The organism is Kitasatospora sp. NPDC093102, from assembly GCF_040683915.1.
Classification (GTDB): Bacteria; Actinomycetota; Actinomycetes; order Streptomycetales; family Streptomycetaceae; genus Kitasatospora.
The window spans coordinates 1-8,293 of sequence record NZ_JBFBFA010000099.1 but is presented as its reverse complement, the minus strand read 5'-3'; the positions used below and the strand labels follow the sequence as shown (position 1 = coordinate 8,293).

The following is an 8,293-nucleotide window of genomic DNA, read 5'->3' as shown; positions in this document are numbered from 1 at the left end:
GAACGCGACGGCCCGACTCTTCCTCGACACCACGGAGTTCATGCCTGACCAGCGGAAACCCACCGGTCACGTGCCGAAAGACAACACCTTCTAACGTGAGACAGGACACTTGACCCGGCGGGGGGCGATGCGCGGCCTTCTGGCGGGCAGCAGATTTTCGAGCACCGCCTGCCCGATCAAACCGAGCGTGTGAGGCCGCGCCGGGTCCGGCAGCACTCCTTCGGCGGCGACAACCTGGGTCCGGGCGGCTTCGAGAGCCGCAGTGAACGCGGCGCGGTCCGGGTCAGTGCCAGGCGAGGACTCCACAGCCTCGGCCATGGCACGACGAAGTGCCTGGTAGACCGTCAAATGAGCCCACATCTCCTGCTCGACTCCCAAGGGTTCCTGCGAGCGCATGACTAGGCCGTCGAGGAGGGTGTGGCGCAGGGAGTACAACGCCGACTCGATCTCCCAGCGCTCGTGGTAGAGGGCCACGAGTTCGCAGGCCGGCGCGCGACGCGGGTCCAGCAGCGTGGTGGCCAGGCGGTAATGGCCGACGACACGCACCCCGGCGCTGGTCGTGACCGTCACCTGTGCGTCGATGACGCGCAACCGCACGCCGCCGACGCGGGTGAGGTAGGAGCCGTCGGACAGGCTCGCCCACCGGGCCGGCGTGCGCTGGCTCTTCAGCCGGATCAGCAGCTGGGCGCCGGTGGCCGCGCTCCCAGCCAGGAACTCGTCGGTGTCGAAGCCCCGGTCCGCCAGCAGCAGCATGGACTCGTCCAGCAGCGGCAGGAGTTGTTCTGCATAGACGGTCTCGGCCGGGGCGACCGGTCCGAAGACCGCGCCGAGCAGGGCTCGTGTCCCGGTCTCACACAGGGCGACGAGCTTCAGCATGGGATAGCCCTCCTGGCCGTAACGGTGCTTGATCTTGCCGAGCCAGCCGCAGACTCGGGGACGGTCAGGGGCCTTGGTCGAGCTGCAGCCATCAAGCGCGACGGTCCGCCAGCGCCGATAACACACTCCTGGAGTCTGTGGCCGGGCCGCAGGCCCCGCCAGGATCGTGAACAGCGCTTTCAAGGGAGCTGGCCCCAAACGGCGACGCACGTCGCGGAGGGCCTTCTCCGAGGGGCGGATTACGAGTAACTGCCTTATCCCGCAGGTCAGTTTGTCCCAGACTCGCAGGTAGCCCAGGTGCGGGAAGAGCGTCAGGGCGAGCACGAAGTAGACGCCCACCCTCGATGGCAGCACCCGCCGCCTCACTTCTCTGGTTCGTGTCTGCTCGAGCACGTCGTCGACGAGTTCGAAGGGGATCTGCTGCGTCAGCTCGCCGAGGTGGCCGGGCGCGTAGAGGCCATCGGCGACGACGGACGTACGGATGAGCGTGGTGATGGCAGACTGGTCGGACAACGGGACCTCTCGTCGAGCGTGAAGACCTTGGTCGGCTTCCTCGCTCTACCAGGGGTCCCGCTCCTTTCGATGGCGGTTGCCCCAATTATCCTGACCCGCTTGACAGCGGCACCGGCACGCTAACTACGCGGCATTGTAAGTACCCCGATGAGCTCCGTGAGCGCGCCGTGCGCGAGGTCCGATCCACCGGCCGCCCGGTGGCGCATGTCGCCCGTGACCTCGGCATCCACCCGGAGGCCCTGCGGTCCTGGGTCCGCCAGGCCGAGGCCGACGCCGGAGAGCGGGACGACCGCCTCACCACCGCCGAGCGCGACGAGCTGAAGGAACTCCGCAAGGAAGTCGCCGAGTTGAGGCGCGCGAACGAGACCCTCAAGGCCGCCAGCGTGTTTTTTGCCCAGGAGATCGACCGTCCGCGGACGAGGCCGAGCAGGTGATCGACCACCTGCGTGACGGCTTCGGGGTCGATCCCGTCTGCCGGGTGCTGGAGCTGTCGCCGTCGACATACTTCGCGCGCAAGCAACGGCCGAAGTCGGCCCGCCGGCTCCGCAACGAGGAACTGATCCCGCTGGTCACAGCCGTGTGGGAGGACTCCGGTCGCACCTACGGCGCCCGCCGCGTCACCCGCGCCCTGATCCGCACCGACCACTCGGTCGCGCGGTGCACCGTCGAGCGGCTGATGCGCGAGCTCGGCATCGAGGGCGTCATCCGCGGACAGCGCCGTCGCACCACGGTCCCGGAGCCGTCCGCCCCGCGCCCGCCGGACCTGGCCAACCGGCGATTCACCGCCCAGCGGCCCAATCAGCCGTGGCTGGCCGACCTGACCTACGTCCGTACCTGGTCGGGCTGGGTGTACGTGGCGTTCGTCCTGGACGCGTACTCGCGGCGGATCGTGGGCTGGCAGGTCGCGAATCACATGCGTACGGACCTGCCACTGGACGCGCTGGAGATGGCCTTGTGGCGGCAGAAGATCAAGAAGGACGCCGATCTCATTCACCACAGCGACCGCGGGTCGCAAGGCGGATTCAACTGATCGTCGCAACACCTCGATCGAGGAGGGTGTTGTGGCTCAGGGACGGGCGCGTGCAGCGCTGAAGGCGGGTCGTCCGCCATTGCGGTCGCCGGGTCGGCCTCCGATCAGTCGGCGGGCCGAGCGGCAGCGGTTCTGGCGGTTCGTTGCGAAGGGCCTGACCAGCGAGGATGCCACCGTCGCGGTCGGCGTGTCGCCGGTGCTGGGGACACGCTGGTTCCGTGAAAGTGGCGGCATGCCACCGATCAGTCTTGAGGAGCCGTCAGGGCGCTACATCCCGCCCGACGAGTACGAACAGGCCTACTGGGCGCAACTGGACCAAGTCCCGCAGACCGCTTGATCACACAATCGCGGACTCCACGAAATGCAGGGCAGCTCAGGCTGCCTGCGGACACCGCAGTTCTGGAGACCGCACTGCGCACCTGGCTCGGCGAACCGCGCACACGTATGACGAACGGCCAACACGGTGAACCTGGTCAACCTGAAGGCAGGAGAAGCACCCGACAACGCAGAGGGGAGGTCTGATTGTGTGCGATCCACAATGACGGCCGGTTCGGCACAGATCTGCCCTGATGCTGCCGAAAGGCCGCCCCGCCTCCGCACCGGCAAGACATCCGAGGAGCAGGAACGACGATGGCACCCGACCCGACAATTGCCCAGGTGACCATGACCCTGGCTGCCCTCGCAGCCACCGGGGCCACCCCGCGTCCGTCCGGGGAAACCCTGGAGCATCAGACCGAACGAATCATCACCGGCATCGGCGCGCAACTGAGCGATCCCGGCCTCGCGACGCAGGGCGCGTGGCAGCTGGTGTGGCTCGCCCTGAGCGAGGCCAACGCCAACATGGCCTACATCGCACGGAGCACCAACGGCTCGAACGAGTTCGCCGTGGTCGCTCGCGGAACGGACGCCGATCTGACCGACATCCTTGAGGACCTTGAGGTCGGCATCGTCGTCCCGTTCCCCGAAAGCGGATCGCCGAAGCCCATCGCCGTTTCCAAGGGGGCGATGGATGCGTTCAAACGGGTCGTCAACGCCCGCTCGATCGCCTCCCCCTCCCCGAACGCCACGCTCGCTCAGGCGCTCGCCGCCGCGCTCAAGTCGGCGCCCTCCTCCCCGCAGCCGACTGTTTATCTGACCGGTCACAGCCTGGGCGGTTGCATCGCCACCATGCTCGCGCCGTACCTGCAGGCACAGACCTGGCCGAAACAGCCGAAGTTCGCGGTGATCACCTATGCCGCTCCCACCGCCGGTGTGCAGAGCTTCGTCGACTACTTCGACTCCGTGCCGTGGGTCATCGACGAGCGCCAGAACAACGCCTACGACCTGGTACCGCATGCCTGGGCCGATCTCGACATCACCGCCGGCTGGTACCCGAGCCCGGGACCGCGGGCGACCGACGAGGTGAAGCTGCTCATCGGGTCGATCTTCAAGCGCACGAAGGGCAACGTCTACGTCCAGCCCGGCACGCTCTGCCTGATGAACACCGGATACACGTGCCTTGCCAAGAACCTGGTCAACAAGACCACCCAGGACTTCCTCGGCCAGGTCGCCTTCCAGCACGCCAACTCCACCTACCTGGATCTGGTGGGGGCACCTGCCGTCCCTTCCGGGCCGGTGGTGACTGATGTGACCCCCACCTTCGGCGCGCCAGGCGCCACGGTGACCATCAACGGCACCGGTTTCAGTCCGGACAGCGTGGTCGACTTCGGCCACTTCGCCTGCACCGAGCGCGACATCGACCCCTCCGGTATCAGGATCACCGCTCAGGTCCCCAAGGGAACCGGCGTCGTCCACGTCCGCGTCACCAACACCCTCGGCACTTCCCCGGCCGTCGCCATGGGGCAGTTCGCCTATGGCGGACCCGCGCCTGTGGTGGTCAGTGCGGTCAGCCCGACCAGCGGAAAGGCCGGCACCCCGGTCACCATCAGCGGCTCGGGCTTCGCCGACGGCGCCACCGTGCACTTCAAGGACAAGGCATCCGATTCGGTCAGGTTCGTCTCCACCGGCCAGATCACCGCCACCGCGCCCGGTCAGCTCGACGACCACCAGACGGTGAACATCACCGTGACGGTCGGCAAGGCCACCTCTCCCATCAGCCCGGCCGACGAGTTCACCTACACCGGACGGTAGCGTCCGCACGCCCCGCTCCCGGGGTGGCCCTTCGAGCAGCCCCGGGCCGTGCGTCGACGACGGTGGCGCGCCGCTCGTAGCGGCGGGCGAGCCGGTGGAAGGCGTTCTGCCAGGCGTGGGTGCGCTCGACGTGCCAGCCTGGATGGGGGCCTTCCCGCCCTTGTGCGCGATGCGGCCATGGAGGCCGCGTTCGTTGAGCGGAGTGCGGGTCCTGCCCGCGTCGTGAGGCTTTCCGACCTGCGGTGGAGCAGCGGCTCTGCCGTTTCCCGGCTGATGGGATGTCGGCGTCGGCGGCTTGTCACTGCGGCCGGCGCAGGCGGCACTTCGCCGGCACGGCTGGGCTGTTGAGGAGTCGAGGAACACCTGACGTCGCGCCACGTGCGCCCGGCAGAGTGCCTCGGGTCGGTCGTCCGATCCCGGGAGGTTGCTGGGTCCCGGTGCCCGCCATGGGCCTCGAGGAGCTGTGGTGTCCCGCCCCACCCGAACGGTGGGGCGAGGCACCACGGATGCGTCAGCTGCTGGTCGTCAGCAGACGGTTGGCCAGGGCGTCGGCGAGGCGGTAGGCCTCGTCGGCCGAGAGGGTGCGGCAGATGGCGTCCGCCAGTTCCTCGACGTCGTGCCAGTCGACATTGCCGAGTCCGGCCTGCGGGGCGGCGGCTGCCGGCTTCTCGCGCTGCTCCGGCATCGGGAGCGGCTCGGAATTTTCCGCGGAAAACCGGTCGGTGCCCGATGCGGGCTCAGCGCTCGCGAGCGGAGCCTGCGGGACAGGCTCCGGCCGGGGTGCCGCGGGAGCCATCGGCTCCGCCACCGGCGGTGCCGCCTCGGCAACCGGCTGGACGGTCGGCGCAGGCGTGACCGCCGGCTGCGGAGCCGGCACCGCCGGGGAGGTGTCCTTGGCCGCGGCCTTGGCTTCCAGCCTGGCCGCCCGCTTCGCCGCCACCACGTCGGCGTCGGCCTGGAGCAGCTGCTCCAGCTCCGCGGTCTGCCCGGCCAGGGACATTTCCTCGACGCCCTTCACCGAACCGAGCCGGCGGGCGACGTTGATGGAGATGCCCTCCTCGCCGCGCGCCTTGGCCCGCACCTGGCGCTGCAGCTCGGGGTGGAGCTTCAGCAGGTTCTTGCGGTGCGAGATCCAGCTCTGGGACCAGCCCTCCGCTTCGGCGGCCTCCTTGGCGGTCGGGTACTGCGCCACGATGAGCAGGACCGCGTTGGCCTCCTCGATCGGGTCGAAGTCCTTGCGCGCCATGTTCTCGTCGAGCGCGGCCCGCAGCAGGGTCGCCTTGGACTCCGCCACCGAGTCGTCCACGACGACGAGCAGCTTCTCGCGCCCGTACAGCTCCGCGGCCGCCCGCCGGCGGTTGCCGTTGACGACGATCACGTCCTGCGGACCCGCTCCCAGCGTCTGCCGGTCCTCCGGCCACAGCCGCAGGTAGGCGGCCGGGGTGACGGCGAGGCAACTCTGCAGCTGGCGGTCCTTGATGCTCGCCAGGTCGGAAAGGTCGCCCAGCTCGTCGCGGGGGTTGCGCGGGTTGGGCAGGCAGCTGGCGGTGGGGATCCACTTGGCCACCGGGGCGTCGTTGGCGGCGTCCACACCCGGAGCGTCGACGACCGGGTCGGCGGCCATCGAGGCGAAGGAAACGCGACGGCCCGCCATCAGCGGCCCCCGTAACCGAGCTCGAGGGACAGACGGAAGAAGTCCTCGCGGGCCCGGTAGGCGGTACCGCTCTCCTTGTACTGGGTGACGACCGTTCCCTCGGCCACCGCCCGCGAGTGGATCTTGTACCGGCGCAGGACGGTCTTGGCGAGGGGCCAGCCCTTCGCGGTGATGTACGCCTCGGTGTCCTCGAGGTCGGCGCGGCCGTCCCGGGGGTCCCAGTTGTTGACGACGATCCGGAAGGGGATGTCCATCGGCTCGATGACCTTCTGGATGGTCCGGGCCGTCGGGTCGAAGCACAGCGGCTCGGTGATCATCGGGACCAGGACGTCGTCCGCGATCTCCAGCGCCCTGCGCAGGATCTCCTCGTCCGCCAGGGTGCCCGGCGTGTCGATGAAGATGTGCTGGTACTCGTCCTTCTCGCCGAGGACGTCGAACGTGCACGCCGCGAGGTTGACCGTGGTGGTGGTCTTGCCCACGCCGCCCTTCTGGTTGGCGATGACGTGGATCTTCGCGCCGGTCTTCTTCAGGTGGATCAGCTGCTCGGCGTGCTCGTGCGCCGCCATGAAGTCGAAGGGCAGGTTGTCTCCCACCCGCTCGGCCCAGACGACGGCGGACCCCTGGGGGTCGGTGGACACGACAAGCACAGATGGCTTCATGATGTTCCGTTCTCTCCGTGGGCTTCCCGGGCCGACTGCCCGGTACTGCGGATGCCCGCCGCTCAAAGCCGTGGACGGCAGACGGAGAACAGCATTCCAGATGATCAGCCCGGAGCCTGACGCGACCTGCGCGTAATGGAGCACAAAGGCAGGTTTTTGCGGGGGGCTGATTTCCCGGCAGGCCGCTTGGCTCGCCCGACAGGCTTCCAGACGTTCGGATTTTCCATCCGCGCTGATGTTCAGTTGCCGGAGGGGGGGTCAATGCGCAGGTCTGCCCGTACCCCCGTCACACGCGGCCGCTGGCCATCAGGGCGACGTGAGGCAACAGCAGGAACCCGTCGGGACCGGCGAACTCGGCGCTGAGCGTGTCGAGCTGTCGCTTGATCTCCGCCTGGACTTCCGGGGTCTGGCTGATCACGATCTGCCCGATCGTGGCCACCCCGGAGGCCGGCCCGCTCCACCATTCCTCGGCATCGGCGCGGTGATCCCAGCTCAAGGTCTCACAGGCCGCCTCAGCCAACCCCGCCGAGGCCAGCAGGTCCGTGAGGCCCTGCTCCGTCCGCGGGAAGTCGTCCTCCGAGGCCAGAGCGGGCAGATCGGACGGCCGCACCACACCTGCGGCCTGGATCGCCCGACCGATCAGGGCCTGGCCGGGAGCCGGCGGAGAACGCCAGATCGTCACTGCGACCGTCCCCCCGGGACGGGTCACCCGCCGCAGCTCGGCGAGCGCCTGCTGTGGACGGCCCACGTGGTTGAGCACGAAGTTGCCCACCACCGCGTCGAACTCCCCGTCCGTGAAAGGCAGCTCCGGCAGCGCCGCCACCTGGACCTCCGCCGCCGGAGCGGCCTGCCCGGCCAGGTCGACCATGCCGGGCTCGGCGTCCACGGCCGACACCTTCGCCCCACGCGCACAGGCCGCCGCCGCGACCGTCCCCGTCCCGGTTCCCACGTCCAGAACACGCGCACCCGCCCGGACACCGGCGACATCCAGAAGCCGCTCAAGCGGATAGGCGCACAGCTTCGCGAAGCTGTCGGCATAGGCCCTCGCACTGCCCGACCAGATCCGCCGCTCGCTCTCATCGAAAAGCGTCACGGTCCCCCACCCCTCCGCGAATACACAGATCAACTTCTCGGGACCCTAACGCACTGTCTCCCAGCCCGAGTGGTCTCTCCTTGTGGAACCCGCGCTCAACGAGTCCGAGACCCTCGCCCGCATTGGCCCGCCGGGGCCTGGATGCCACAGGAATGACCCTGCTGCGGCCGGAGCACCACAACGCCCGGCTACGTGTCACCTGGTCAGCCGCTCCCTTTTCGGCCTCGACGGCAGGCAATCCACCGGTCCTAGGTTCTGTCCGGTCGATCATGAGCGGAGCCAGATGGCCAGGGCGGCGACCGTGACCGTGCCGAGGAAGACATAGACACGTTTGTCAT

Annotated in this window: 6 protein-coding genes and 2 pseudogenes; 3 read left to right on the top strand and 5 right to left on the bottom strand. The window is 68.8% G+C overall.

Features of this window, described 5'->3' with window-relative positions; all coding sequences use genetic code 11:
- Window positions 1-93: 93 nt before the first annotated feature.
- Window positions 94-1,389 (bottom strand): annotated as a pseudogene (locus AB0O11_RS38705) (IS4 family transposase); the annotation flags it as partial.
- A gap of 167 nt (window positions 1,390-1,556) precedes the next feature.
- Here AB0O11_RS38705 and AB0O11_RS38700 point away from each other — a divergent pair.
- From AB0O11_RS38700 to AB0O11_RS38690, 3 genes are all read left to right on the top strand, one after another.
- Window positions 1,557-1,823, top strand: a complete 267-nt coding sequence (locus AB0O11_RS38700) for a transposase (protein WP_363397158.1) — start codon at window positions 1,557-1,559, stop codon at window positions 1,821-1,823.
- Window positions 1,820-2,419 carry an IS3 family transposase gene (locus tag AB0O11_RS38695; protein ID WP_363397155.1) on the top strand — a complete coding sequence of 200 codons (600 nt, stop codon included), beginning with the start codon at window positions 1,820-1,822 and terminating at the stop codon, window positions 2,417-2,419. The genes AB0O11_RS38700 and AB0O11_RS38695 overlap by 4 nt, the downstream gene beginning before the upstream one ends.
- Window positions 2,420-3,082: 663 nt before the next feature.
- The gene (locus AB0O11_RS38690; RefSeq protein ID WP_363397161.1) at window positions 3,083-4,549 is read left to right on the top strand and encodes an IPT/TIG domain-containing protein; all 1,467 of its coding nucleotides are present in this window, start codon (window positions 3,083-3,085) and stop codon (window positions 4,547-4,549) included.
- 49 nt (window positions 4,550-4,598) lie between these two features.
- Here the strand turns inward: AB0O11_RS38690 and AB0O11_RS38685 are convergent.
- From AB0O11_RS38685 to AB0O11_RS38670, 4 genes and pseudogenes are all read right to left on the bottom strand, one after another.
- Window positions 4,599-4,774: pseudogene (locus AB0O11_RS38685) on the bottom strand (IS5/IS1182 family transposase); the annotation flags it as partial.
- A 286-nt stretch (window positions 4,775-5,060) separates the two neighbouring features.
- Window positions 5,061-6,203 (bottom strand): hypothetical protein, encoded by a 1,143-nt coding sequence (locus AB0O11_RS38680; protein WP_363397152.1) that lies wholly within the window; start codon window positions 6,201-6,203, stop codon window positions 5,061-5,063.
- Complete coding sequence (locus AB0O11_RS38675) at window positions 6,203-6,841, bottom strand: ParA family protein (protein ID WP_363397149.1); 639 nt, start codon at window positions 6,839-6,841, stop codon at window positions 6,203-6,205. Before AB0O11_RS38675 ends, AB0O11_RS38680 begins: the two co-directional genes overlap by 1 nt.
- Before the next feature lie 307 nt (window positions 6,842-7,148).
- Window positions 7,149-7,955, bottom strand: a complete 807-nt coding sequence (locus tag AB0O11_RS38670) for a class I SAM-dependent methyltransferase (protein ID WP_363397146.1) — start codon at window positions 7,953-7,955, stop codon at window positions 7,149-7,151.
- Between the last annotated feature and the right edge of the window lie 338 nt (window positions 7,956-8,293).